This window comes from Marinobacter sp. NP-4(2019), from assembly GCF_003994855.1.
In the GTDB taxonomy this organism is placed as follows: Bacteria; Pseudomonadota; Gammaproteobacteria; order Pseudomonadales; family Oleiphilaceae; genus Marinobacter.
Genome location: NZ_CP034142.1, coordinates 1770425 through 1794481, shown reverse-complemented (window position 1 = coordinate 1794481; position 24057 = coordinate 1770425). Strand labels below are relative to the sequence as shown.

Below are 24057 nucleotides of genomic sequence, written 5' to 3'. Positions count from 1 at the left end.
AAGTACACCATGAGCGAACAGAAGCCCTCCCTCACCTATCGCGATGCCGGCGTTGATATCGACGCAGGTAACGAACTCGTCAACCGCATCAAGGACACCGCAGCCCGCACGCGGCGCCCGGAAGTGCTTGGAGGGCTGGGCGGTTTTGGCGCCATGGTTTCCATTCCCGCCGGCTACCGCGAGCCTGTACTGGTATCCGGCACTGACGGCGTTGGCACAAAGCTGCGGCTGGCCATGCAACTGCAAAAGCACGACAGCATCGGCATTGATCTGGTCGCCATGTGCGTGAACGATCTCGTGGTCGGCGGAGCCGAACCCCTGTTTTTCCTCGATTACTACGCTACCGGCAAGCTGAATGTCGATGTCGCTGCCCAGGTGGTGGCCGGCATCGGTGAAGGCTGCGAACAGGCAGGCTGCGCACTGGTGGGCGGAGAAACCGCGGAAATGCCGGGCATGTACGAAGGTGACGACTATGACCTGGCGGGCTTCTGTGTCGGCGTAGCCGAACGCAGTGAGATCATTGACGGTAGCCGGGTACAGAATGGTGATGCACTGATCGCATTGGGTTCCTCGGGACCGCACTCCAACGGCTACTCGCTCATTCGCAAAATCATTGAGGTCAGCAAGGCCAACCTGAACCAGCCTCTGGGCGACAGCACCCTGGCCGACGCACTGATGGCCCCCACACGCATCTACGTCAAGAACCTGCTGCAACTGTTCCGTGAAGTGGACGTGCGGGCACTGTCACACATCACCGGTGGAGGTCTGCCAGAGAACATTCCCAGGGTACTTCCGGATGGCTCCGTCGCCGCAATCGACACCTCAAGCTGGACACTGCCAACGGTCTTCCAGTGGCTTCAGGATGCCGGCGGCGTTGCCATTGAGGAAATGTATCGTACCTTTAACTGCGGCGTCGGCATGATTGTCTGTGTACCGGCCAACCAGAAAGACCTCGCTCTCGACACACTGAACTCCATGGGCGAAAAGGCCTGGCAGATTGGCGTGATCGAAAGCGCGGACGACGCCTCAGCAAAATCCGTCGTTCGCTACGCTCCGGGACTGCTTGCAGAATGAATGCCGATCCAGCACCAAAACCCCGTATTCTGGTTCTCGCTTCTGGCAGCGGGACCAACCTTCAGGCGTTGATTGACGCCAGCCGCGAACGGGACTTCCCGGGACAAATTGTGGCGGTTGGTTGCAACAATCCACAGGCGTTTGCGTTGGAGCGGGCAGCCCAGGCCAACATTGATACGTTCGTGGTGAACCATAAGGATTACGGATCACGGGAAGAGTTTGATGGCGCGCTAATGGCGGAGATTCGCCGCCACAACCCGGATCTCGTCGTCCTGGCGGGATTCATGCGCATCCTGACGACTGATTTCGTGCGGGCATTGCGGGGCACCATGCTGAACATCCACCCCTCCCTGCTGCCCAAATACACTGGATTGAACACTCACCAGCGCGCCCTTGAGGCGGGTGACAAGATCCACGGCGTTTCCATCCATTTCGTCACCGAGGAACTGGATGGCGGCCCCGTCGTCGCCCAGGCGGAAGTCACGATCGATCCGGATGACACACCGGAATCCCTCGCGGAGAAGGTCCGGGAAAAAGAGCACCTGCTGTACCCGATCGTGGTGCGCTGGTTCTGTGAGGGACGCATCCAGCTTGGCAGCGACTATGTGCTGTTTGACGGCGAGTTGCTGAAGCAACCCATGCGACTACCCGATGAGCGGGTTGCTCACTAAACAGATTGTCATCCTCCCGCGTGACCGGACAGGCTACACTGGCTGCATCATGTAGCCATGCGCAACAGGAGTGACACCATGACTGCGTCCCTTAGGGGCAGATTTCCCGCCATCGTTTTCGCTTGGGCGACCCTGACACTGCCAGCCATCTCCGCGCTGGCAGAGGAGGCACGGCAGCATACCGGCGACTCACAGCAGCAAACACAGCAAACTCGCACCCAGGAACCCGAATACCCCCCTCTCCTGCCACTGAAGGCCAGCTACAGCGCGTCCATGGACAAGGGCATCTCTCTCAGCGGCAGCGCCACCCGAAGCCTGGCAGAGCGCGAGGACGGCACCTGGATCTACAGAACCGATGTGGACTCGTTCATTGCGGATATCGAGGAGTCACTGGTCCTGCGCTGGGAAAACAATCAGGTGGTGCCCCTCAGGTACCGTTACAAGCTGTCGGGTTTCCTGATCCGCGATCGTGAGGAAGCCATTGATTTTGACTGGGACAACCGGGTGGCAACCGGCCACCATGAGGGAGACAGCTTCTCTGTGGCGCTGGAGGATGGCGCACTGGATCCAATGGGCTATCAGCTCCAACTCCACCAGGACATACGCGCAGGCAAGAGAGAGATGGTGTATCGCGTGATTGACGAGGGTGACTTTGACACCGACCGTTTCGCGGTGATTGATGAGGAGACACTGCAAACCGACCGGGGCAAGATCACTACCGTCAAGGCTGAGAAAGTTCGCGACGCTGACAGTAAACGCCAGACCCTGATGTGGTTCGCTCCGGATCAGGAATACCTGCTGGTCCGGCTGTTACAGGTTGAGCCGGACGGCAGCCGCTACGAAATTACCATTGATGAAGCGGAAATCCGGCGCTAGCCCCGATGGGTCGCCCACACCGCCCTGACCTCTTCCGCAATAATGCGCAGGCCTTCCGCCACTCTGTCATCATCCTGTGAGTAGGTGACCCGCAGGCACTCGTGGCGGTGTTTCCAGCTTTCGTCCGGCAGACCGGGGAAGAAGTAATGACCGGACACTACCAGCACACCCCGGGCCTTGAGACGCTGATAGAGTTCCAGACTGCTGATCGGCAAATCCGGGAACCATAACCACAGGAACATGGCCCCCTCGGGCTTGTGGACATACCAGTGGCAGCTGTCCTCGCCCATGGCTTCCCGGAAAACAGCCACCGCTTTCTCCATCTTGGCCTTGTAGAACGGGCACACCACATCCCGACTCAGGGACAGAATCTCACCGGAACGCACCAGTGGGTCTGCCAGCATCGCGCCAAAGCTGCCAGTGGCCAGGTTCATGATGGCATTGATTCCGGAAAGTGCCTTGATTACTGGTTCAGCGGCAATAACAATCCCGGTGCGGGCCGCTGGCAAACCGAGCTTGGACAGGCTCAGACAGAGAATGATCTGCTCGTTCCAGGTCGGCGTCGCATCGACAAACAAAAGGCTCGGGAACGGCGTGCCATAGGCGCCATCCACGATCAGCGGCACATCATGCTGGCGAGCCAGTTGCTCAAGCCGCGCCAGTTCTTCATCGGTGATGACGTTGCCGGTCGGGTTGGTGGGCCTGGATACGCAAATGGCACCGGTTTCGCCCGTGACTTCGACTGCGTCGAAATCCACCCGGTATTTGAATTCATGGGCGTCGGTAAACGAGATATCCGGCTGTACGGCATGGAACAGGCCTGGCTCGATGCCGGCATCCGCGTAACCGATGTATTCCGGCGCCAGCGGCAGCAGTATGTGCTTTCGCAGGCCGTCGCCATATTCTCCGCCAAACATGTTGAAGAGCATGAAAAAGGCGGCCTGGCTGCCATTGGTAAGCGCGATGTTCTCGGGGGTGAGCCCCCAGCCATACTCACGGTTGAGCAGATCCGCCAGGGAGGCGATAAACTGCTTTTCACCCTGGGGCGGATCGTAGATGCCCACAAGGCGGCGCATATCGGCCGGTGTCTGACAGATATCCGCCAGTATTTCCTGAACCCTCTGTTGAATCTCGGGAATATGTCCGGATTGCCTCCTCCCATCATGATCATGTCGTCACCGGAGGCCAGCGCATTACCCAGGTCATCCATCAACGAGGTGATGCCGGCATCGGCGGTAAATTTCCGACAAAAGCTGAAAGTTTCATGAAGCTTTCCAATTCAACAAGGGGTTACGGGTTCAGTGTAGGACAGACGGGACACCAGCGATTCAGCCTTCCAGAGAAACACCCAGGTTGCTCACGCCTTCGTTGGCGGCTTGCTGGCGCAATCGCTCGACAAACTGGCTGGTGGGTGTGCGCTGGCGCTTGAGGTCAAGTACCAGATCCCGCTGGAATGCCTTGTCTTCTTTCATCAGCGGGTGCTGGTCCAGCAGCCTGACCAGCTCGTCCTCATCGAGGTCTTCACCTTCGGACATTTCCACGAAGTTCATGACCGTCGTGGTGGCAATTCCGGAGGCTTCCGTTGCCCGATGCTTGCCCGGATTGAGTCGGTTCAGCAGCGCCTGTTCCAGCAACTGGCAGAAATCGAATGCCGGATAGACTCCGTAGGCGTCGTAGGCGTTCACGTCCGGCGACAGGGTCTCCAGCTTGGCCAGTAATTGTGGAATGGCGGCTTCGGAGGCGTCCTTCTGCAGCATCTCCCAGCCCAGGTCCATGAGCTGGCGCATCTTGGCGCCGGTTTTCAGTCCGACGGCATCGGCAAACAATGCGTAGTTGGGGAACGAGCGCTCGGCCAGCGCCAGCAGGAAGGCGCATTCCCGCCAGCCCTGGAGTTGTGACACCGCTTTTAGAAACTGATTGGCGTTCAAGTCAGCCTCCGGTATTGCTCGGGAAATCGGCAGGATTTCCTCATGTCTTGGCAACGTGACGCCGGTCTGGCCAAGGTATTTGCCGCCCCGGTCCTTGTAAGCTGTCCGCAACTTCAGCAATCTGGCTCGATGACTGTGACATAAACTCCTCGAAATCAGTCCGCAAGCGGCTCCAGTTCTACCGTCTCGCCATGAAGAACCCGGAACAGGTCTTCGTATTGCCGGGTCAATGCGTGTTTTGGGGCCATGTGAACCAACGGCTGCCGACTTTGATGGGATCTTTCATCTTGCGGAACTGGACAGCCGCACTGGCATATGGCAGCCCTCCTCAATCAATTCACGAACCAGTTGCTCGCAAGCTCGCGCGGGCTGAACTGGTTGGCGATAATACCTTCGACACAATCTCATTATGATCTCCTGGAGGTCGTGGATTTCATTGAGATATTGTAAGCGCCTGACGGGAGAAATCATCGCAATCAACGGAATCAGACATCGCTGGCGGCAATCACGCTGATCGAGTATAAAAGTTCAGGGCCGGCGCCGTATCGATATAAATGGCATCGAATGTCTCCCAAGCTTTTCAGAGCTTCCGAGCTTGTATATCTTGTGCTTGGCTTCCAGTTTGCGCTCGAGGAAGTCCAGCTCGGGACTGGAGGGCATGACAAACAGGTTATCGAACGGTGAGGCATGACGAACTCGTCGGGGCGACGGTTGAATACTGTAAAAGCAACTGTTTGCTCCAGCATATCGGCCACGGTATCTTTCAGCTCAGCCGCAGGTTTGCCCAGCAGATAGTGGGTCGAGTTACCCTGCGGATCCAGATCCACAACCAATGTACGCTTGCCCCGGGCTGCACTGATAGCCGCCAGGTTACAGGTAATACTGGACTTACCGACACCACCTTTCTGATTGAAACGACTCGTCTCATCTCTTCCCCCTGAGGTATCTCTGCGCTACCCGACTTCCGTCGAACCTGCTGTTTCTGATGTTATTGTCAAAGTTTTAAACCCTTCACCAGCCCATGGCGGACTTGACGAAGGGGATGGTCAACCTGCGCTGGGCCTGCAGGGAATTCTCATCCAGGCGATCAAGTATCGCCAGCAGCTCGCCCAGCCTGCGCGGTGCACGGCGCAGGATAAAGCCCGCGACGTCGTCACCCATGACCAGTCCGCGCTTCTCCGCCCTCGCCATCAAGATTCTCATCCGGTCATCGTCCCGGTATATCCCCAGCTGGATCAGCAGGCCATGAGCAAGCCGTGATACCAGATCCGGCAACACAAACGGCAGGGAACCGGGCACTTCCGACAGGCTGACGAGCAACAGGTGGCCATTATCAAGCACGCGATTGTACAGATGAAAGACCGCTTCTTCCCAGTCTTCGCGGCCGGCGATCAGATCAACATCATCAAGACAGATCAGAGCCTGATTCTCAAGGCCCGACAAGGCTTCTGGCCCAAACGGCAACAGTTCCCCGATACTGACACAGACAGCCGTATCGCCATGGTTCTCCAGGAAGTGACAGGCTGCCTGTAACAGATGACTTTTACCCGTATCCGAATCACCGCAGACCACGACCACAGGAACGTGGCTCAAATCACGGCAAACGGCTTCCAGCCGTGCCGCAGCCTCGGCATTCCTGTCGCCGTGAAAGTTATCAAACCGTGCATCATCCCGGAGCTTGATCCCCAAGGCCATTTGTGACGAACTCACTGCCGCTTTGCCCTCCAGGCCCGGACACTCCAGACGACCAGATAGTGCCCTCCGCTGAAAATTGCCGAAACCGCCACAACAAGAATACCCACTTCCAACGCCCATGGCGGCATGGGCAACCCTCCGAGCAGGACAATGATAGCAAGCACCACCAGAATCTGGATCAGTGTATTGAGTTTCCCCGGGATGCTGGGCTCCATGTCAAAGCGACCAACACCGTAGTGGAAGGCCAGCCCGCCAATAACAATCAGGATATCCCGACCGAGGACCAGGGCGAAGAGCCAGAGAGGGAGCACACCAGTCAGTGTCAACATCAGGTAGGCTGTGATGAGCAGAGCCTTGTCTGCCAGGGGATCGGCTATGGCTCCCAGACGGGATTTCCAGTTGAACTGCCGGGCGAGGAAGCCATCAAAGGCATCTGAAGCGGCCGCTATAAAAAATATCCCCAGAGCCATGCGATATTCACTGGCCAGCAGCGCGGCGGCGAACGGAACAATCAGCACAAAGCGCAAAAACGTCAGGGCATTGGGTATCCAGCGCCACCGTTCTGACATTAGCAGGCTCCCTCTACCCTTGAGTTAATCGGCATCATCCGAACTGATTACCGACGCTGGCTGCCAGCGATAATGGAGAATTTCATAAAGCGATTCAAAGGCCTCCTCCGCCTCTTCACTGTCCCCTAGCAGCGGCTGATAGGCGTACAGCGGATCTGACAAAGCCTCATCCGAAGATTCCTGCACCGTTGCAACCGGAGGCTCCTCCGGACTCGCTTCCGCAGAAGTCTGCTCGGGAGGTGCATCATTGCTCGAAACCTCTGCATCGGATAACGGTACAAAGCGGGGATCCAGCGCAATGTATTCCCGAAGTTGCTCAAGTTCGCCTGAAAACGCAACCCTGAGGGTGAGCTGCTCCCCCGCAACCCGGGAGGCTCCCACATCCTGCACCGGAGTCAGGTCGTCCAGCACATTGATGATGTTGCCATAGTCCTTCAACGTACTGACACCCCGCACCACGATCTCAACCCTGGGCAGGTCTCCCACATCGCCGGCAGCGACAGCGTAGCGGCTGGCAAAAGCATCCGCCCAGCGGCCAATGACTTTCTCTGCCAGCTCCCTCTGATTTCCGGCGGTCACAGACTGTTCGCCTTCGTCCATTCCCATGCCGTCGAATATCCAGCCGGCACGCCATTGACTCCCGGAGCGACTCACCCGGACCAGTGCCATCAAATCATGATCGAGACTCTCTGAAGCCGATTTCACGCGGTTGGTAAACTGCCCCCAGATATCTGACAGCAGCTCACGGTCCCCCGCCATCGACTCAGGAGGAAGATTGATTGGTAATCCGCGATCAGCAGCGGCCTGGCGGAAGGCCACTGCCCACTGACTGCGAGTGTCGTCAGCACCTGCGCCGGAGGTTAGCAACGCCCGGGAGCCGCGATCCTCAACCGCAATCCAGGCCAACGTCAGGGGCCGGTTTGCCCCCCATACCGGGGCATCAACCGACGCCAGAGCCCTGTTAACGCCCACCGCACCAAAGCTCATCCGGAGGCGATCGCCCTCTTCCCCGCGAAGCAGTTGATAGGACTGGAGCAGGGATTCGGCATCCTCGAGGAGCGATTGCACACCCGCCTTACCGCGAATGCCGCTGCTTCCGGATACCCGGATAAAGACCTGTTCGAGACCATCGGCGTAGCCTTGACGGAGTTCCTCGGGCTGTCCCCCTGCGACCGGCACCTCCACCGTGTACAGTCCGGTCACGGTCACCGCTCCGGCGGGAAAGGCCGCCAACAGCGCCAGGGCACCGGCTAACGGCAAGATACGCCTGAACATACGCGTGGCCCGTGTCGAAATTCGTCCTGATAATGACATGAAACACCCTGCAATTCGCCTGAATGGCGCATAGGATACACCAAGGCCCAAGTCGTGAGTAGCTAACGGGGATTTCGGAAAATCAATTTGGAGCGCCACCCCTCACCTGTTAAAATCCGCCGCCTGACCCACTGGCCAAACGGTTAAGTACACCATGAGCGAACAGAAGCCCTCCCTCACCTATCGCGATGCCGGCGTTGATATCGACGCAGGTAACGAACTCGTCAACCGCATCAAGGACACCGCAGCCCGCACGCGGCGCCCGGAAGTGCTTGGAGGGCTGGGCGGTTTTGGCGCCATGGTTTCCATTCCCGCCGGCTACCGCGAGCCTGTACTGGTATCCGGCACTGACGGCGTTGGCACAAAGCTGCGGCTGGCCATGCAACTGCAAAAGCACGACAGCATCGGCATTGATCTGGTCGCCATGTGCGTGAACGATCTCGTGGTCGGCGGAGCCGAACCCCTGTTTTTCCTCGATTACTACGCTACCGGCAAGCTGAATGTCGATGTCGCTGCCCAGGTGGTGGCCGGCATCGGTGAAGGCTGCGAACAGGCAGGCTGCGCACTGGTGGGCGGAGAAACCGCGGAAATGCCGGGCATGTACGAAGGTGACGACTATGACCTGGCGGGCTTCTGTGTCGGCGTAGCCGAACGCAGTGAGATCATTGACGGTAGCCGGGTACAGAATGGTGATGCACTGATCGCATTGGGTTCCTCGGGACCGCACTCCAACGGCTACTCGCTCATTCGCAAAATCATTGAGGTCAGCAAGGCCAACCTGAACCAGCCTCTGGGCGACAGCACCCTGGCCGACGCACTGATGGCCCCCACACGCATCTACGTCAAGAACCTGCTGCAACTGTTCCGTGAAGTGGACGTGCGGGCACTGTCACACATCACCGGTGGAGGTCTGCCAGAGAACATTCCCAGGGTACTTCCGGATGGCTCCGTCGCCGCAATCGACACCTCAAGCTGGACACTGCCAACGGTCTTCCAGTGGCTTCAGGATGCCGGCGGCGTTGCCATTGAGGAAATGTATCGTACCTTTAACTGCGGCGTCGGCATGATTGTCTGTGTACCGGCCAACCAGAAAGACCTCGCTCTCGACACACTGAACTCCATGGGCGAAAAGGCCTGGCAGATTGGCGTGATCGAAAGCGCGGACGACGCCTCAGCAAAATCCGTCGTTCGCTACGCTCCGGGACTGCTTGCAGAATGAATGCCGATCCAGCACCAAAACCCCGTATTCTGGTTCTCGCTTCTGGCAGCGGGACCAACCTTCAGGCGTTGATTGACGCCAGCCGCGAACGGGACTTCCCGGGACAAATTGTGGCGGTTGGTTGCAACAATCCACAGGCGTTTGCGTTGGAGCGGGCAGCCCAGGCCAACATTGATACGTTCGTGGTGAACCATAAGGATTACGGATCACGGGAAGAGTTTGATGGCGCGCTAATGGCGGAGATTCGCCGCCACAACCCGGATCTCGTCGTCCTGGCGGGATTCATGCGCATCCTGACGACTGATTTCGTGCGGGCATTGCGGGGCACCATGCTGAACATCCACCCCTCCCTGCTGCCCAAATACACTGGATTGAACACTCACCAGCGCGCCCTTGAGGCGGGTGACAAGATCCACGGCGTTTCCATCCATTTCGTCACCGAGGAACTGGATGGCGGCCCCGTCGTCGCCCAGGCGGAAGTCACGATCGATCCGGATGACACACCGGAATCCCTCGCGGAGAAGGTCCGGGAAAAAGAGCACCTGCTGTACCCGATCGTGGTGCGCTGGTTCTGTGAGGGACGCATCCAGCTTGGCAGCGACTATGTGCTGTTTGACGGCGAGTTGCTGAAGCAACCCATGCGACTACCCGATGAGCGGGTTGCTCACTAAACAGATTGTCATCCTCCCGCGTGACCGGACAGGCTACACTGGCTGCATCATGTAGCCATGCGCAACAGGAGTGACACCATGACTGCGTCCCTTAGGGGCAGATTTCCCGCCATCGTTTTCGCTTGGGCGACCCTGACACTGCCAGCCATCTCCGCGCTGGCAGAGGAGGCACGGCAGCATACCGGCGACTCACAGCAGCAAACACAGCAAACTCGCACCCAGGAACCCGAATACCCCCCTCTCCTGCCACTGAAGGCCAGCTACAGCGCGTCCATGGACAAGGGCATCTCTCTCAGCGGCAGCGCCACCCGAAGCCTGGCAGAGCGCGAGGACGGCACCTGGATCTACAGAACCGATGTGGACTCGTTCATTGCGGATATCGAGGAGTCACTGGTCCTGCGCTGGGAAAACAATCAGGTGGTGCCCCTCAGGTACCGTTACAAGCTGTCGGGTTTCCTGATCCGCGATCGTGAGGAAGCCATTGATTTTGACTGGGACAACCGGGTGGCAACCGGCCACCATGAGGGAGACAGCTTCTCTGTGGCGCTGGAGGATGGCGCACTGGATCCAATGGGCTATCAGCTCCAACTCCACCAGGACATACGCGCAGGCAAGAGAGAGATGGTGTATCGCGTGATTGACGAGGGTGACTTTGACACCGACCGTTTCGCGGTGATTGATGAGGAGACACTGCAAACCGACCGGGGCAAGATCACTACCGTCAAGGCTGAGAAAGTTCGCGACGCTGACAGTAAACGCCAGACCCTGATGTGGTTCGCTCCGGATCAGGAATACCTGCTGGTCCGGCTGTTACAGGTTGAGCCGGACGGCAGCCGCTACGAAATTACCATTGATGAAGCGGAAATCCGGCGCTAGCCCCGATGGGTCGCCCACACCGCCCTGACCTCTTCCGCAATAATGCGCAGGCCTTCCGCCACTCTGTCATCATCCTGTGAGTAGGTGACCCGCAGGCACTCGTGGCGGTGTTTCCAGCTTTCGTCCGGCAGACCGGGGAAGAAGTAATGACCGGACACTACCAGCACACCCCGGGCCTTGAGACGCTGATAGAGTTCCAGACTGCTGATCGGCAAATCCGGGAACCATAACCACAGGAACATGGCCCCCTCGGGCTTGTGGACATACCAGTGGCAGCTGTCCTCGCCCATGGCTTCCCGGAAAACAGCCACCGCTTTCTCCATCTTGGCCTTGTAGAACGGGCACACCACATCCCGACTCAGGGACAGAATCTCACCGGAACGCACCAGTGGGTCTGCCAGCATCGCGCCAAAGCTGCCAGTGGCCAGGTTCATGATGGCATTGATTCCGGAAAGTGCCTTGATTACTGGTTCAGCGGCAATAACAATCCCGGTGCGGGCCGCTGGCAAACCGAGCTTGGACAGGCTCAGACAGAGAATGATCTGCTCGTTCCAGGTCGGCGTCGCATCGACAAACAAAAGGCTCGGGAACGGCGTGCCATAGGCGCCATCCACGATCAGCGGCACATCATGCTGGCGAGCCAGTTGCTCAAGCCGCGCCAGTTCTTCATCGGTGATGACGTTGCCGGTCGGGTTGGTGGGCCTGGATACGCAAATGGCACCGGTTTCGCCCGTGACTTCGACTGCGTCGAAATCCACCCGGTATTTGAATTCATGGGCGTCGGTAAACGAGATATCCGGCTGTACGGCATGGAACAGGCCTGGCTCGATGCCGGCATCCGCGTAACCGATGTATTCCGGCGCCAGCGGCAGCAGTATGTGCTTTCGCAGGCCGTCGCCATATTCTCCGCCAAACATGTTGAAGAGCATGAAAAAGGCGGCCTGGCTGCCATTGGTAAGCGCGATGTTCTCGGGGGTGAGCCCCCAGCCATACTCACGGTTGAGCAGATCCGCCAGGGAGGCGATAAACTGCTTTTCACCCTGGGGCGGATCGTAGATGCCCACAAGGCGGCGCATATCGGCCGGTGTCTGACAGATATCCGCCAGTATTTCCTGAACCCTCTGTTGAATCTCGGGAATATGTCCCGGATTGCCTCCTCCCATCATGATCATGTCGTCACCGGAGGCCAGCGCATTACCCAGGTCATCCATCAACGAGGTGATGCCGGCATCGGCGGTAAATTTCCGACCAAAAGCTGAAAGTTTCATGAAGCTTTCCAATTCAACAAGGGGTTACGGGTTCAGTGTAGGACAGACGGGACACCAGCGATTCAGCCTTCCAGAGAAACACCCAGGTTGCTCACGCCTTCGTTGGCGGCTTGCTGGCGCAATCGCTCGACAAACTGGCTGGTGGGTGTGCGCTGGCGCTTGAGGTCAAGTACCAGATCCCGCTGGAATGCCTTGTCTTCTTTCATCAGCGGGTGCTGGTCCAGCAGCCTGACCAGCTCGTCCTCATCGAGGTCTTCACCTTCGGACATTTCCACGAAGTTCATGACCGTCGTGGTGGCAATTCCGGAGGCTTCCGTTGCCCGATGCTTGCCCGGATTGAGTCGGTTCAGCAGCGCCTGTTCCAGCAACTGGCAGAAATCGAATGCCGGATAGACTCCGTAGGCGTCGTAGGCGTTCACGTCCGGCGACAGGGTCTCCAGCTTGGCCAGTAATTGTGGAATGGCGGCTTCGGAGGCGTCCTTCTGCAGCATCTCCCAGCCCAGGTCCATGAGCTGGCGCATCTTGGCGCCGGTTTTCAGTCCGACGGCATCGGCAAACAATGCGTAGTTGGGGAACGAGCGCTCGGCCAGCGCCAGCAGGAAGGCGCATTCCCGCCAGCCCTGGAGTTGTGACACCGCTTTTAGAAACTGATTGGCGTTCAAGTCAGCCTCCGGTATTGCTCGGGAAATCGGCAGGATTTCCTCATGTCTTGGGCAACGTGACGCCGGTCTGGCCAAGGTATTTGCCGCCCCGGTCCTTGTAACTGGTTTCGCAGATTTCGTCGGACTCGAAGAACAGCATCTGGGCCACGCCTTCGTTGGCGTAAATTTTCGCCGGCAGGTTGGTGGTGTTGGAAAATTCCAGGGTGACCTGCCCTTCCCACTCGGGCTCCAGTGGTGTCACGTTGACGATGATGCCACAGCGTGCGTAGGTGGATTTGCCCAGGCAGATGGTGAGTACGCTGCGGGGGATGCGGAAGTATTCTACGGTCCGCGCCAGTGCAAAGGAGTTTGGCGGGATGATGCAGACGTCACCGGTGTAGTTCACGAAGCTGTTGTCGTCGAAGTTTTTGGGGTCGACGGTGGCTGAGTGGACGTTGGTGAAGATTTTGAATTCGTTGCTGCAGCGTACGTCGTAGCCGTAGCTGGAGGTACCGTAGGAGATGACCCGGCCTTTTTCGGTTTCACGGACCTGGCCGGCCTCGTAGGGCTCGATCATGCCGTGTTCGGCGGACATCCGGCGAATCCACTTATCGGATTTGATGCTCATGGGTGAAGGTCTCGTATCCACTGGGAAAAATTGACGCCGTAGTTTACCCGTTACCGAGGTGTCTGTCGAAGCCCGTCAATCTCTCAGACCCGGGGGCTGCAGTCGCGGAAATCACTGACCAAAAACCGCTACAAGCACCCCTGCGGGGTCCAGCCAGCAATCACAGATTGCTGTCGTTCGGCTGTCGCATGAAGCTTCGCTTCATAAACGCTCGGCCTCACCCATGTGCGATTCTCTCAGGCCATCCCTGGCCTTCGAAATTTTTGGTCAGTGATTCCCGCAACTGCGAACAATCTCCGCAGTGAGGTTCAGCAAGCCCAAAATCCGGTATTAGTGCTCGGTCACCGATACGCTGGAAATCGACCCGCTCAGGTTCCGCTCTCTGGTAGACAGCTCTGCCCCAACCCTCCGGGCAATATCCCGGTAACGGCGGGCCACTTCCGAGTCCGGCTCGGCGACTACAGAGGGGATGCCGCCATCGGTCTGTTCGCGGATGGTCATGTGCAGGGGCAGTTGGCCAAGTAACGTAGTGTCGTACTCTTCCGCAATGCGTTCGCCGCCGCCGTGGCCGAACAGGGGTTCTTCGTGGCCGCAGTTGCTGCAGATGTGGACGCTCATGTTTTCCACCACGCCCAGCACCGGGATGTCGACTTTGCGGAACATTTCGATGCCTTTTTTGCCGTCCAGCAACGCGATGTCCTGCGGGGTGGTGACGATGACGGCGCCAGTCACCGGAACTTTCTGGGCCAGGGTGAGCTGGATGTCGCCGGTGCCGGGGGGCATGTCGACGATGAGGTAGTCAAGTTCGTTCCACAGGGTCTGTTGCAGCAGTTGCATGACGGCGCCGCTGACCATGGGGCCGCGCCAGACCATGGGGGTTTTGTCGGTGACGACGAAGGCCATGGAGTTGGCCTGCAACCCGTGGGCGTCCATGGGGACGAAGTATTTGTTTTCGCGGGTGTCGGGGCGTTTGCCCTCGGGTACGCCGAGCATCATGCCGATGCTGGGGCCGTAGATGTCGGCGTCGAGGATGCCGACTCTGGCGCCTTCGGCCTGGAGGGCCAGGGCGAGGTTGACGGCGGTGGTGGATTTGCCAACGCCGCCCTTGCCAGAGGCCACGGCGATGATGTTTTTCACGCCGGGCACCGAGGGCAGGTCTTTCTGGACTTTGTAGGCGTGGATTTTCTGGCCGACGTGAACCTCAGCGCTTTCAACGCCTTCGACGTCTTCCAGGGCGTTGGTGACCAGTTGTTTCAGGGCGCCGGCGATGCCTTTTGACGGGTATGGCAATTCCACCATGAGGGTCACTTTGCCGTTGTCATCCGCGGTCAGGGACTTGACGGCGCCTAGTTCGTATAGGTCCTGGTTACGGTATGGATCGCGGTACTCGCGAACTGCCGCTTGTAACGCCTGTTCTGAAATCTGGGTCATCGGGTTCTCCGGAATAAGCTCATGCTCTATTTTAAGCACGGAAACAGGTGTTTCGGATGAAAAATATCTGTCCGGAAGGTATCATCTGTGCCCGTTTCTGGCCATACAGAGTCTTTACCCGGATCAAGGGGTATCTCTGTTTCACTGATTAACGCCAAATCCTTATTCATTAAAGGTTCGGATATCAACATGACGCAAGCGAGTTCAAAGCAACAGCGCGATATTCTGGTCACCAGCGCCCTGCCTTATGCCAATGGCCCCATTCATCTGGGCCATCTGCTGGAATACATTCAGACGGACATCTGGGTGCGCTACCAGAATATGCGGGGCCAGAACTGTTACTACGTTTGCGCTGACGATGCCCACGGTACTGCGATCATGCTGCGTGCCGAACGCGAGGGTATTACTTCCGAGCAACTGATCGATCGTATCCGTGAGGAGCATCAGCAGGATTTCAGCGGCTTCCATATCCGCTTTGACAACTATTACACCACCCATTCCGAGGAGAACCGTCAGTTTTCAGAATACATCTACCGGCAACTGCAGGAAAACGGGCATATTGCGACCCGCAAGATTACCCAGTCCTACGATCCGGAAAAGAACATGTTCCTGGCGGACCGGTTCATCAAGGGCACCTGCCCCAAGTGCAAGACCGAGGACCAGTACGGGGATAACTGCGAAGCCTGTGGTGCCACCTACACGCCGGCGGAGCTGATTAATCCGCGTTCCGCCGTGTCTGGCGCCACGCCGATTGAGAAGGAGTCCGAGCACTATTTCTTCAAGCTGCCGGACTTTGCCGATTTCCTCGCGAAGTGGACCCGTAGCGGCACGTTGCAGCCGCAGGTGGCCAACAAGCTGGCCGAGTGGCTGGACGCCGGTCTGCAGGAATGGGACATCAGCCGTGATGCGCCCTACTTCGGGTTCGAGATTCCGGACGCCCCGGGCAAGTATTTCTATGTCTGGCTGGATGCACCGATCGGGTACCTGGCCAGCTTCAAGAACCTGTGCAACCGGGAAGACATAGACTTCGAGCATTTCTGGAAAGCCGATTCCACCGCCGAGGTGTACCACTTCATCGGCAAGGACATCATCAACTTCCACGCACTGTTCTGGCCATCGATGCTGCACGATGCCGGTTTCCGTACGCCGACAGCCGTCTGGGCTCACGGTTTTGTGACCGTCAACGGCAAGAAGATGTCCAAGTCCCGGGGCACGTTCATCATGGCCCGCACCTATCTGGACCATCTGAATCCGGAATACCTGCGTTATTACTTCGCCGCCAAGCTCACCAGTGGCGTGGATGACATGGACCTGAACCTGGAGGACTTCGCCTCGCGGGTGAACTCGGATCTGGTCGGCAAGGTGGTCAATATCGCCAGCCGCAGTGCCGGCTTCATCACCAAGCGTTTCGACAGCCAGCTTGGCAAGGTCACCGAGCATGACAAGCTGAAAGAGTTTATCGATGCCGGCGATGACATCGCCGACTTCTATGAGGCCCGCGAGTTTGGCCGCGCGATGCGTCGCATCATGGAACTGGCGGATATCGCCAACCAGTACGTGAACGACGAGCAGCCGTGGGTGATTGCCAAGCAGGAAGGTCAGGACGAAAAGCTGCAGGCCATCTGCACCAACGCCATCAACATGTTCCATCTGTTGATGACCTACCTGGCGCCGGTCCTTCCGGCAACCGCGAAGGCCTCCGAAGCGTTCCTGAATGCCGGGCTCGACTGGAACAACCGCAGCGAGCGACTTGAGAACCACAGTATCAACAAGTTCAAGCCGCTGATGAACCGTGTGGATATGGCACAGATCGAAAAAATGTTGGATGCGTCCAAAGAAGAGATGCCCGCAGCGACCGCAAAACCCGCCGAGACCGCCAATCTCGAACCAGTCGCCGAGGAGATAGAATTCGGAGACTTCGCGAAAGTGGATCTTAGGGTTGCAAAGATTGTCAAAGCGGAGCACGTGGAGGGCGCCGACAAACTGCTGCGGCTGACTCTGGATATCGGGCATGGTGAGCGGAACGTGTTTGCCGGCATCAAATCCGCCTACAAGCCGGAGGAACTGGAAGGCCGTCTGACGGTGATGGTTGCCAACCTGAAGCCGCGTAAGATGAAGTTCGGCCTGTCCGAAGGTATGGTTCTGGCAGCCGGTCCCGGTGGCAAGGACATTTTTATCCTGTCGCCGGACTCCGGGGCCACCCCGGGCATGCGGATCATGTAAGGCACCTGCGTAAAGGCAGTGCGATGGAGCAAAGCGAATGACCGAGTATTTGCTGATTCTGGTCAGCACCATTCTGGTGAACAACTTTGTACTGGTTCAGTTCCTGGGACTGTGCCCGTTCATGGGGGTGTCCGGCAAACTGGAGACCGCCATGGGTATGTCCCTGGCAACCACCTTTGTGCTGACCCTTGCCTCCGTATGCAGTTACCTGGCCTACACCTACCTGCTGGAGCCTCTGGATCTTGCGTTCCTGAAAACCATCACCTTTATCCTGGTGATTGCGGTGGTGGTTCAGTTCACCGAAATGGTGGTGCGCAAGACCAGCCCCCTGCTCTATCGGGTACTGGGCATTTTTCTGCCGCTGATCACCACCAACTGCGCGGTGCTCGGCGTGGCGTTGCTGAACCTGAACAAGAACAACAACTTTGTGGAATCTGTCCTGTATGGCTTTGGCGCGGCCGCCGGCTTCTCGCTGGTTCTGGTGCTGTTTGCCGCCATGCGTGAACGTATTGCCGTTGCCGATGTGCCTGTCGCCTTCCGCGGCGCCGCCATTGGCATGGTGACCGCAGGGCTGATGTCATTGGCGTTCCTGGGCTTTACCGGCCTGGTCGGCGTTTGACGGGTAAGGTTTAAGGGTATCGGTTTTATGTGGACAAGCATCCTCATCGCTGTTGTAGTTCTGCTAGCTCTGGCCATGGTATTTGGCGGCCTGCTGGGCTTTGCTGCTGAGCGTTTCCGGGTAGAAGGCAACCCCCTGATCGACCAGATCGACTCCCTGTTGCCACAGACCCAGTGTGGCCAGTGCGGCTACCCCGGCTGCCGCCCCTACGCGGAGTCCATTGCCGAGGGCGGCCCCATCAACAAATGCCCACCGGGCGGCGAAGGCACGATCAAGTCCCTGGCTGATCTGCTGGATGTGGAGCCAGAACCGTTGGATGCCGAGCACGGTGTCGAGCAGGAGAAACGGGTAGCGGTCATTCGCGAAGATGAGTGCATAGGCTGCACCAAGTGCATCCAGGCCTGTCCGGTCGACGCCATCCTGGGTTCCGCGAAGCACATGCATACGGTGATCGAGAGCGAATGCACCGGCTGTGACCTGTGCGTAGATCCGTGCCCGGTCGACTGTATCGACATGATCACCATCGAACCGGACATCCGGGCCTGGACCTGGAATCCGCCGCAGACGGACATCATTGCCACCGATCGCCAGGGGGCCAGCGCCTGATGACACAACTCTGGGATTTCGCCGGTGGCATTCACCCGGCAGAGCACAAACATCAGTCAACAGGTCGCCCGATCCGCCAGGCCGGACTTCCGAAGCGGCTGGTACTGCCCCTGCAACAACACATTGGCGCGCCTGCCGAGGCCATTGTGACCGAAGGCGAGCGCGTCCTTAAAGGCCAAAGAATTGCCGAGGTATCCGCTGGCATGGGGGTTCCCGTGCATGCACCAACCTCTGGCACCATTGAGTCCATCGCCCGCTTGCCGGTACCCCACCCCTCCGGCATGGACGACTGGTGCATCACTCTCATTCCCGACGGTGAAGACCGGTGGTGCCAGCGCCATCCGATTCCGGACTATCGCAAACTGGAGCGGGATGAGGTTCTGGACGCCATTCGCACGGCCGGTATCTCTGGCATGGGCGGTGCGGGCTTCCCGACCAATATCAAATTGAGACCGCCCAAGGACCGTAAGGTCAGCACCCTGATCCTCAACGGCGCAGAGTGCGAGCCCTATATCACCGCCGATGACATGACTATGCGCGAACGGTCGGACGAGATCATCGCCGGCCTGAAGATCATGGCGTGGATTCTGCGCCCGGAACGCTGTGTGATTGCGATCGAGGACAATAAACCCGAAGCCGTCGCGGCCATGAAAGAAGCGGCCGAGGGCACTCAGATCGAAGTGATCGTGGTGCCGACCAAATACCCTTCCGGCGGCGAAAAACAGCTAATCCGGATCCTCACCGGCATGGAGGTGCCCAGTGGTGGCATCCCGGCGGATATTGGTGTTATGTGCCAGAATGTGGGAACCGCCATCGCCGTGGCCCGGGCCATTCTTGAGGGTGAACCGCTGATCAGGCGCGTGGTCACTATTACCGGCGAAGCGGTTGCCGAACCTGGCAACTTCGAGGCGCTCCTGGGCACCCCCATCCACGACCTTCTGGACCTGGCCGGATTGCAGCGAGCGCAACTCCACCGCCTGGTCCTCGGCGGCCCAATGATGGGTTACACGCTGAATTCCGCCGATATACCGGTGGTCAAGACCAGTAACTGCGTCATTGCCGCCACCGCACAAGAACTGCCGGAGCCGGAACCGGAACAGCCCTGCATCCGTTGTGGACAGTGCGCTGAGGTCTGTCCCATGGAGCTGCTGCCGCAACAGCTGTTCTGGTACGCCAAGGCCGGGGAATTCGAGAAAGCGGAACATACGAACCTGTTCGACTGCATTGAGTGCGGAGCCTGTTCCTATGTCTGCCCCAGCTCCATCCCGCTGGTGCAGTACTACCGTTACGCCAAGGGCGAAATCCGGGTTCAGCAGGCAGAGCAACTGAAAGCCGATCACGCCCGGGAACGCTTTGAAGCACGCCAGGCCCGGCTGGAACGGGAGCAGCAGGAGAAGGAATTGCGCCGCAAGGAACGCGCCAAGGCTGCCGCGGATGCCCAGGCCAAGAAGAAAGAGGAAGCAGAGCAAGCCGCTGCCCAAAGCGAAGCCGTCGATGAAAAGGCTGCCAAGGCGGCTTTGGTCCAGGAAGCCCTGGCTCGCAAGAAAGCCAGTAAACCAGCCGCGCCCGAAGCACAAACCACCGCAGAGAGCTCTGCGCCGGCACCCGATATTCCCGCCCTGGAGAAACAGCTGACCCAGGCGAAATCCAAGCTGGAAACCATGCAGTCGATGCTTGAGGACGCCAGGGCCCAGCAAGCCGACAACGTCGACAAGCTCGAACGCGCGGTTGCCAAGAATCACGAACGGGTAAAACGGGCGGAAGAAGCCCTGACTGAGGTCACTACGGACACGGCCCCGGTTACCCAATCCACCGAATAACGGACATCAGGGCCAAGTCTTCATGGCATTAGCACAACAGTCTTCTCCCCATGCCCGCAAAGCCCGGTCAACCTCCCGGCTCATGCTTTGGGTGATTATGGCCACCGTGCCCGGCTTGCTGGCGCAAACCATTTTCTTCGGCTGGGGCAACCTGATCAATGTGGTGTGGTGTATTGCCGTTGCCCTGGCAGCGGAAGCCGCCATGCTGTCGATTCGCAAGAAGCCGCTGGCGTTTTTCCTCAAGGACAATACCGCCGCCGTTACCGGCCTGTTGTTGGGGCTCTCACTGCCACAGTTTGTTCCTCTCTGGGTCTCGGCGATTGCCGTGATCTCCGCCATTGTGATGGCCAAACAGCTATACGGCGGGCTCGGTTCCAATCCATTCAACCCGGCCATGGTGGGTTATGCGCTGGTGCTGATTTCCTTTCCCGTGGCAATGACGACCAACTGGGCCCAGCCCGGCCTGCTCTGGGAGTCCGCACCCGGTTTTGGTGAAACCCTCAACCTGCTGGCGTCTGCTCAGCAAACCGTTGTGGATGGCTACACCATGGCCACGCCGCTGGATGAGTACAAGCACAAGATAACCACCCACACAGCCACCGAAGTACTGGCACACCCCACCTTCGGCGAGGGCATTGCCCGCGGCTGGGAGTGGGTCAACGTGGCGTTCCTGCTTGGGGGCCTGGTGCTGATCGGTCTTAAAATCATTACCTGGCACATTCCTGTCAGCCTGTTGGCTGCCATTGCCGTGATGAGCCTTGCCTTTGGTAGCAATCCTGACCAGTACGCACCGATTTCCCTGCATATGCTGGCCGGCGGAACCATGCTTGGCGCCTTCTTTATCGCCACCGATCCCGTATCCGCTGCAACCAGTCATCAGGGTAAACTGATATACGGAGCCGGCATCGGAGTGTTGATTTATATAATCCGCAGTTGGGGCAATTACCCGGACGCGGTTGCTTTCAGCGTGCTGCTGATGAACTTCGCCGTCCCCTTTATCGATCACTACACGCCGCCACGCACCTATGGTCACCATAAGGCGCGGCGAGGTGTTCCCGGCAAGACCAAGGGGTAATCCATGGCAGCCATTGCACAATCCGTCCGTCGCAGCGCTATTGGCCTTGGCCTGTTCGCGGTCATCACCGGTGGCACCATTGCCGTTACCCAGGTAATGACCGCTGACCGCATCGCCGAACAGGCCGCTCGCGCCGAAGCCAAAGCCCTGTTCGAAATTATTCCCGAAAGCCGTCACGACAATGACTTGCTCAGGGATACTGTACAACTGCCGGCAAGTGATCGCCTGTCCCAGTCAGGTCCTATAACGGCCTGGGTGGCACGTTCCAACGGTCAGCCCGTCGGAGTGATTCTTCCCGCTGTTGCGCCAGACGGCTATTCCGGTGATATCCGCCTACTGGTTGGCATAGATCTCAAAGGCAACGTCCTTGGCGTGCGGGTGACCAGTCACCGGGAAACTCCGGGGCTCGGCGATGGCATTGAAACCAAGAAGTCCGACTGGATCTATTCGTTTGAAGGGCGCAGCCTCGGTGACCCGGCGCCAAACCGCTGGAATGTCAAAAAGAACGGCGGGGTGTTTGACCAGTTTACCGGTGCTACCATCACACCCCGGGCCGTGGTCAAGGCCGTTCAGAAGACATTGATCTACTTTCGCCAGAACCGGCACGAACTGCGCAAAATTCTCAATGAACCTCCGGAAAAACGGAGCACACCCATCATTCCCGACGCCGTGGCTGGCCAACATCAAGACGCGGAGCATTCCTGATCATGGCAACCAAAACCAATTCGGAAATCGTTCGTGAGGGCCTTTGGACCAACAACCCGGCGCTGGTCCAGGTGCTCGGCCTGTGTCCATTGCTGGCGGTCACAAGCACCGTGGTTAACGCCATCGGGCTAGGACTGGCAACCCTTATGGTGTTGATGGGATCAAACCTGGCAGTGTCCGTTATCCGGAACTTTGTCAGCGAATCCGTGCGCCTGCCCGCATTTGTCATGATCATAGCCTCGTTCGTCACCTGTGCTGAATTGCTGATGCAGGCCTTCACCTATGAGCTGTACCAGATCCTCGGCATTTTCATCCCGCTGATCGTCACCAACTGTGCCATCCTGGGCCGTGCCGATGCGTTCGCCTCCAAGAACGGGCCATTACCGGCCCTTCTGGACGGGGTCATGATGGGCCTGGGTTTCCTTGCCGTACTGATTGTCCTTGGCGCCATGCGTGAGCTGATTGGTCAGGGCACCCTGTTTACCGATATGGACTTGCTGCTCGGTCCCGTGGCGGCGGACTGGGGCATTCGCCCCCTGGAAAACTATCCGGATATGCTCTTCATGGTACTGCCACCGGGTGCGTTCGTCGGGCTGGGGCTATTGATTGCCCTCAAGAACAGCATCGATAATCAGATCAAGGAACGCCGTAGCGCCAGGGTTACCGATCCGGTCACCACTGGCAGCAAGCGGGTACGGGTCACCGGGCAGGTATCCTGATATGAACCGGGAAAAGCGCATTGAGATTTTCACCCGGCTGCGGGACAACAACCCCAAACCCACGACCGAGCTGAACTACTCGACGCCCTTTGAGCTGCTGGTCGCGGTAATACTGTCGGCCCAGGCTACCGATGTCGGGGTCAACAAGGCCACGGACAAGCTGTTCCCGGTGGCCAATACACCGGCAGCCATTCTCGCCCTGGGAGTGGACGGCCTGAAGGAATACATCAAGACTATTGGCCTGTTCAACAGCAAGGCGGAAAACATCATCAAGACCTGCCGGATACTGCTGGAAAAGCATGGCGGCGAGGTGCCCGATAATCGTGAGGATCTCGAAGCCCTGCCGGGCGTCGGCCGGAAAACGGCGAACGTGGTACTCAATACCGCATTCGGCCAGCCAGCCATGGCCGTGGACACTCACATCTTCCGGGTTTCCAACCGAACCGGTATCGCCCCCGGGAAAAACGTTCTGGAAGTGGAAAAGCGTTTAATGCGTCTGGTGCCCAAGGAGTTTCTTCTGGACGCCCACCACTGGCTGATTCTTCACGGCCGCTACATCTGCACCGCCAGGAAACCCAAGTGTGGTGCCTGCCCCATTGAGGACCTGTGCGAGTTCAAGCATAAACGGGATTATCAGTAACGGGATAATACATGCAGTGGTGTCGGGTAGCCGCCAGGGGAGTCCGCCCGGCGGCTGGCAGTGCTGCAACGAATTAACGCAGGCCGAGCATACTGGCTTTCAGTTCTTTCTGGGCAGGTTTATCGGACAACCAGATGCCGAACAGGGCCTTCTTGAACTCCAGGTCACCCACGGTATCCCGGACTTCGCCATTCTTGAGGACCCGCACACCCTCTGACGGCAGGTAGACAAGATCAAAGACATCCCCCTCCTTGATCTCTTCCGCAAAGACCGACATGAACTGGTCGACATCGTCCCGGATTGCAGACAGATCACCATCGGTCGCATTTTTGAAACCTTCCATGGTGGCCTCGGTCATGCGGTCGCTGGTTATCATGCCGGAAATGATATGCAGCGTAATCGCCTGCGGTTCATCGGCGTTGATAACCGCCTGCCCATCATCGATACTTTCCGGCACGTAAAGCCCGCCCACATACAGATCCATGAACCACTTGGAACGGGTACCGGCTCCGTTGAGCTTGAGTTTGGTATCCATGGCGGAATAGGTTTCAGGGATATCCACGCCTTCCACGGTCAGGGCCGACACGGGGGCCGCAAGCGCAGCAGACAGGGCCAGTGAGACAACACTTGTTGATAGAGCCTTTTTCATCATCCTTTCCTTTTCAGTCGTCATTATTGAGTTATTTTATTTTTGTACCGGGTTTCGACAGCCTATCCCTGCCCGGAAAAATTATTCTAACAGGGGAGATAAAGGCCATTGCGCCACCTGGTTCTCATTTGCGCGCGTAC

Annotated in this window: 23 protein-coding genes and 2 pseudogenes; 14 read left to right on the top strand and 11 right to left on the bottom strand. The window is 58.3% G+C overall.

Features of this window, described 5'->3' with window-relative positions:
* Nucleotides 1-9: 9 nt before the first annotated feature.
* From purM (EHN06_RS08195) to EHN06_RS08185, 3 genes are all read left to right on the top strand, one after another.
* Nucleotides 10-1074 (top strand): phosphoribosylformylglycinamidine cyclo-ligase, encoded by a 1065-nt coding sequence (purM, locus tag EHN06_RS08195; protein WP_127331850.1) that lies wholly within the window; start codon nucleotides 10-12, stop codon nucleotides 1072-1074.
* Nucleotides 1071-1745 (top strand): phosphoribosylglycinamide formyltransferase, encoded by a 675-nt coding sequence (purN, locus tag EHN06_RS08190; RefSeq protein WP_127331848.1) that lies wholly within the window; start codon nucleotides 1071-1073, stop codon nucleotides 1743-1745. The genes purM (EHN06_RS08195) and purN (EHN06_RS08190) overlap by 4 nt, the downstream gene beginning before the upstream one ends.
* Before the next feature lie 78 nt (nucleotides 1746-1823).
* Nucleotides 1824-2621: a DUF3108 domain-containing protein gene (locus EHN06_RS08185; protein WP_127331846.1), complete on the top strand. Its 798-nt coding sequence runs from the start codon at nucleotides 1824-1826 to the stop codon at nucleotides 2619-2621.
* Here the strand turns inward: EHN06_RS08185 and EHN06_RS08180 are convergent.
* The 6 genes and pseudogenes from EHN06_RS08180 to EHN06_RS08155 form a co-directional block, all read right to left on the bottom strand.
* Nucleotides 2618-3887 (bottom strand): annotated as a pseudogene (locus tag EHN06_RS08180) (valine--pyruvate transaminase). The gene EHN06_RS08185 and the pseudogene EHN06_RS08180 sit on opposite strands and share 4 nt — an antisense overlap.
* Nucleotides 3888-3949: 62 nt before the next feature.
* Nucleotides 3950-4549 (bottom strand): YjaG family protein, encoded by a 600-nt coding sequence (locus EHN06_RS08175; protein WP_127331842.1) that lies wholly within the window; start codon nucleotides 4547-4549, stop codon nucleotides 3950-3952.
* Between the two features lie 155 nt (nucleotides 4550-4704).
* Nucleotides 4705-5477, bottom strand: a pseudogene (locus EHN06_RS21690) (ParA family protein).
* Nucleotides 5478-5560: 83 nt separating this feature from the next.
* Nucleotides 5561-6244: a DnaA regulatory inactivator Hda gene (hda, locus tag EHN06_RS08165; RefSeq protein WP_416332553.1), complete on the bottom strand. Its 684-nt coding sequence runs from the start codon at nucleotides 6242-6244 to the stop codon at nucleotides 5561-5563.
* 11 nt (nucleotides 6245-6255) lie between these two features.
* Nucleotides 6256-6813 (bottom strand): CDP-alcohol phosphatidyltransferase family protein, encoded by a 558-nt coding sequence (locus EHN06_RS08160; protein WP_127331854.1) that lies wholly within the window; start codon nucleotides 6811-6813, stop codon nucleotides 6256-6258.
* 24 nt (nucleotides 6814-6837) lie between these two features.
* Nucleotides 6838-8088 carry a DUF2066 domain-containing protein gene (locus tag EHN06_RS08155; RefSeq protein ID WP_127331852.1) on the bottom strand — a complete coding sequence of 417 codons (1251 nt, stop codon included), beginning with the start codon at nucleotides 8086-8088 and terminating at the stop codon, nucleotides 6838-6840.
* Between the two features lie 193 nt (nucleotides 8089-8281).
* Here EHN06_RS08155 and purM (EHN06_RS08150) point away from each other — a divergent pair, with 193 nt between their 5' ends.
* From purM (EHN06_RS08150) to EHN06_RS08140, 3 genes are all read left to right on the top strand, one after another.
* Complete coding sequence (gene purM / locus EHN06_RS08150; protein WP_127331850.1) at nucleotides 8282-9346, top strand: phosphoribosylformylglycinamidine cyclo-ligase; 1065 nt, start codon at nucleotides 8282-8284, stop codon at nucleotides 9344-9346.
* Complete coding sequence (gene purN, locus EHN06_RS08145) at nucleotides 9343-10017, top strand: phosphoribosylglycinamide formyltransferase (RefSeq protein ID WP_127331848.1); 675 nt, start codon at nucleotides 9343-9345, stop codon at nucleotides 10015-10017. Before purM (EHN06_RS08150) ends, purN (EHN06_RS08145) begins: the two co-directional genes overlap by 4 nt.
* 78 nt (nucleotides 10018-10095) lie before the next feature.
* The gene (locus EHN06_RS08140; RefSeq protein ID WP_127331846.1) at nucleotides 10096-10893 is read left to right on the top strand and encodes a DUF3108 domain-containing protein; all 798 of its coding nucleotides are present in this window, start codon (nucleotides 10096-10098) and stop codon (nucleotides 10891-10893) included.
* Here EHN06_RS08140 and EHN06_RS08135 read toward each other — a convergent pair.
* The 4 genes from EHN06_RS08135 to apbC all read right to left on the bottom strand — a co-directional run bounded on the left by EHN06_RS08135 (nucleotide 10890) and on the right by apbC (nucleotide 14861).
* Nucleotides 10890-12161, bottom strand: a complete 1272-nt coding sequence (locus tag EHN06_RS08135; protein ID WP_127331844.1) for a valine--pyruvate transaminase — start codon at nucleotides 12159-12161, stop codon at nucleotides 10890-10892. The genes EHN06_RS08140 and EHN06_RS08135 overlap by 4 nt on opposite strands.
* Nucleotides 12162-12223: 62 nt before the next feature.
* A complete protein-coding gene (locus tag EHN06_RS08130; RefSeq protein ID WP_127331842.1) occupies nucleotides 12224-12823 on the bottom strand; it encodes a YjaG family protein in 600 nt (199 codons plus the stop codon).
* A 40-nt stretch (nucleotides 12824-12863) separates the two neighbouring features.
* Nucleotides 12864-13430, bottom strand: coding sequence for a dCTP deaminase (gene dcd, locus EHN06_RS08125; RefSeq protein WP_127331840.1), 567 nt, complete (start codon nucleotides 13428-13430; stop codon nucleotides 12864-12866).
* 330 nt (nucleotides 13431-13760) lie between these two features.
* Nucleotides 13761-14861: an iron-sulfur cluster carrier protein ApbC gene (gene apbC, locus EHN06_RS08120; protein ID WP_127331838.1), complete on the bottom strand. Its 1101-nt coding sequence runs from the start codon at nucleotides 14859-14861 to the stop codon at nucleotides 13761-13763.
* Nucleotides 14862-15050: 189 nt separating this feature from the next.
* On the opposite strand from apbC, the gene metG reads away from it, so the two are divergent.
* Genes metG through nth form a run of 8 tightly spaced genes read left to right on the top strand, consistent with a single transcriptional unit; the run spans nucleotide 15051 to nucleotide 23268 of the window.
* A complete protein-coding gene (gene metG, locus EHN06_RS08115; RefSeq protein WP_127331836.1) occupies nucleotides 15051-17084 on the top strand; it encodes a methionine--tRNA ligase in 2034 nt (677 codons plus the stop codon).
* A 37-nt stretch (nucleotides 17085-17121) separates the two neighbouring features.
* The gene (gene rsxA, locus EHN06_RS08110; RefSeq protein WP_127331834.1) at nucleotides 17122-17703 is read left to right on the top strand and encodes an electron transport complex subunit RsxA; all 582 of its coding nucleotides are present in this window, start codon (nucleotides 17122-17124) and stop codon (nucleotides 17701-17703) included.
* Between the two features lie 27 nt (nucleotides 17704-17730).
* Nucleotides 17731-18309 (top strand): electron transport complex subunit RsxB, encoded by a 579-nt coding sequence (rsxB, locus tag EHN06_RS08105; RefSeq protein ID WP_127331832.1) that lies wholly within the window; start codon nucleotides 17731-17733, stop codon nucleotides 18307-18309.
* The gene (gene rsxC / locus EHN06_RS08100; protein WP_127331830.1) at nucleotides 18309-20129 is read left to right on the top strand and encodes an electron transport complex subunit RsxC; all 1821 of its coding nucleotides are present in this window, start codon (nucleotides 18309-18311) and stop codon (nucleotides 20127-20129) included. The genes rsxB and rsxC overlap by 1 nt, the downstream gene beginning before the upstream one ends.
* A 22-nt stretch (nucleotides 20130-20151) precedes the next feature.
* Nucleotides 20152-21204 (top strand): electron transport complex subunit RsxD, encoded by a 1053-nt coding sequence (rsxD, locus tag EHN06_RS08095; RefSeq protein WP_127331828.1) that lies wholly within the window; start codon nucleotides 20152-20154, stop codon nucleotides 21202-21204.
* Nucleotides 21205-21207: 3 nt separating this feature from the next.
* Nucleotides 21208-21909, top strand: coding sequence for an electron transport complex subunit RsxG (gene rsxG / locus EHN06_RS08090; RefSeq protein WP_127331826.1), 702 nt, complete (start codon nucleotides 21208-21210; stop codon nucleotides 21907-21909).
* A gap of 2 nt (nucleotides 21910-21911) precedes the next feature.
* On the top strand, nucleotides 21912-22628 hold the full coding sequence (locus EHN06_RS08085) for an electron transport complex subunit E (protein ID WP_127331824.1): 717 nt from the start codon (nucleotides 21912-21914) through the stop codon (nucleotides 22626-22628).
* Between the two features lies 1 nt (nucleotide 22629).
* Nucleotides 22630-23268, top strand: coding sequence for an endonuclease III (gene nth, locus EHN06_RS08080; RefSeq protein WP_127331822.1), 639 nt, complete (start codon nucleotides 22630-22632; stop codon nucleotides 23266-23268).
* A gap of 73 nt (nucleotides 23269-23341) precedes the next feature.
* On the opposite strand, the gene EHN06_RS08075 is transcribed toward nth, so the two are convergent.
* Nucleotides 23342-23917, bottom strand: coding sequence for a chalcone isomerase family protein (locus EHN06_RS08075; protein ID WP_127331820.1), 576 nt, complete (start codon nucleotides 23915-23917; stop codon nucleotides 23342-23344).
* Between the last annotated feature and the right edge of the window lie 140 nt (nucleotides 23918-24057).